Source organism: Halomonas sp. 113 (genome assembly GCF_904067645.1).
Classification (GTDB): Bacteria; Pseudomonadota; Gammaproteobacteria; order Pseudomonadales; family Halomonadaceae; genus Vreelandella; species Vreelandella titanicae.
Genome location: NZ_CAJFDU010000018.1, coordinates 1 through 2,346 on the forward strand (window position 1 = coordinate 1; position 2,346 = coordinate 2,346).

Annotated in this window: 1 protein-coding gene; it reads right to left on the reverse strand. The window is 54.1% G+C overall.

The features are described 5' to 3' along the window. Positions 1 to 235 precede the first annotated feature (235 nt). On the reverse strand, positions 236 to 1,141 hold the full coding sequence (locus tag YERSI8AC_RS00130) for a hypothetical protein (RefSeq protein ID WP_101146615.1): 906 nt from the start codon (positions 1,139 to 1,141) through the stop codon (positions 236 to 238). Positions 1,142 to 2,346 lie beyond the last annotated feature (1,205 nt).

A 2,346-nucleotide genomic window follows, 5' to 3' on the forward strand; every position in this document is an offset into this window, starting at 1 on the left:
CCCACTACATCCAAAGCAGGAACAGGAGCCACAGCGCCACAGCCCAGAAGAGAAGGCTATCAAGGGCATTTATGAAGACCTGGTTTTGACGTCATCTCAACGGTCATGACACGCCTTTTGGCACCCCCTTGAGCCCTGGCATATAGGTAGAGAGCCATAGCCCCGTCCAAACGGCGGGGCGACATTCGCCTACAGAGTCGCGGGGCCCTCCAAGTGACTGCACGCTATCAGTGTCTTAGCACTCAATATCCAGAGGCAGCCAGTAGGTAACGCCACCCACTACCACCTGTATCCCGTCTGTCGTCCGCTCTACGGTCTGTTGTCGAAGCATTTTCTGCGTTACTTTTGTGTCATGGAAATACTCCATGGCAGCAACGATCCATGCCTCTCTCCAGGCCTCTCCTTGATCAGCACACCGGGCCATCGTCATCAGAGTGCGGGCTAGTGTTTCTTTTCGCCGCTTTCTTGCCCGTTTTACATCCACCCGAGGAGCCAACGTGGTGGCATGTTGGCGATTTAAGAAATTAGTAAACCCCGTCACCGAGGCTGCTTGTCCAGGCACCGCCTGCAAATAGTTGTCCACATCGCCCTGTTGTGGAAGTCGCTGCCCCTCCCGGTCAGTAGCGAGTAGCAATGCGGCTGCCGCTCTTAGTGCAAGTCGTGCGGAGGTGTGGGACGTTTTGCCCGCCTCTATACGGGTTTCTAATTGCTGCCAATAAGCATGCAGCGCTTTTTCTGATAAAGAAGCGGACGGCATAGACCTGAGACACGCTTTGATACGTCGTTTCTCTGAGTCGATCTTCTTTGCTTGGAGATCCGGCTCTACCCCTTGCTCTTCATGCAGCCATCGCATAGGAAGTCTTACACGCCGCAACCCCTCCGCCCCGAAGTGATGAAGCAGCTCCGAATAGCTCGGTATCCGTGACCATGCCTGGTCGACCTCAAGGAAGAACGAGAAGAAATGATTGATCTTGAGAGCAGCCTTATGCGGCCCTGTGGTACGAATTAGCCATTCACCAAATTCCCCAAAGGCCTCACGTAACGCTTTGGTGGTGATACCGGCTTGGCCAATGATGATCCGCTTACGACATGTACGCGTCCAATAGCAGGGCTCACAGGCATCGCCTCGACCCGCTGGCATGGGATTACCACACGATGGGCAGGCAATTTCCCCTCGCTCATTACAGGCTTTGCACAACACATCCCCGTTGGGTGCCACCACCAATAAGCGATGTCGACGACACGCAGAACAGGTACCGTGATCAGCCGTCGCACAGCGTGGACACAAGCGATGAGCATGCCCCATACGCGTCACTCGGGTAAGACGTTGAGAGGATTCCCCACACTCCTCGCAGGACTCTGGCTCTCTGAAATAGGGAGCGCAGGCGATACAGACAGGGCCGTAGGGAGTGACCTTGCCGATGTTGTAGTCTGAACTGGCTTTTCCACATCGTGCACACGGTTTGTCGACGTCGCACTGACGACAGACGGCGTCTGGGTCATTCTTAGGCAAACGAGCTAACTCACCACATCGTGGGCATATCCGCCGCTTAAACTCACGAGCATAGCAAGTTGAGCAGTAACCATGCCCCTTATGGCGTCGCCACAATTTGGAGACTTCTCGACCACACTCATCGCAGTCTACCGTTTTGTGTTGCTTCAAGAGGTTGGCTCCGCTTTCATTCTGCGCTTTAAACGCGCCCAAGAGGCTCTAACAGCACGTTCCGATGCAGGGCGATGATCCGGTTGAACACGGCGGCGATGTGGCCCATGAGGATGATGAGATAATCGTGATAGCATCGGTAACAGTGCAACGGGAGGTGACTTTCGAGGATCAAATAGCGCGCTCGTTTTCACATTGAACGCGACAAACGTCCTGAACGCCTCCTCAACACCTATGCTCATTAACCGCTCAACCGCCGTCAATAAAGCACTCCGCTCGCTAATAGGCAACAGCTCAAACGCCAATCCAGATATAGGCATTCGGTTATTCACGACGGGAATACCTAACGACAGAAGCGCTCCCGCGAGGGGTGACGTAGGCCGCCGACTGGCGCGCCGCATAACGCCAACCAAGAAGCTCGCCATAGAAAACCAATCCGCGAGTGTGATAGAGGTGTTCCCAAATGCCGCCCTATCCCCTTGTAAAACACGATCAGCCAGCACTTGGAAACTGAACGCTTCAGGTAAAGGTGACGTGCATACTGCCTTTCTAAAATTGGGTATCCGGATTATCTGGTTGGTATGCGAGAGAGAAAGGTGGCCGACAAACTCAACCCACAACGGATTAGCTGGTTGATGGCTCGCTCAGTACGCTCACTTGCTAGAGAGCAGATACTTCACCAA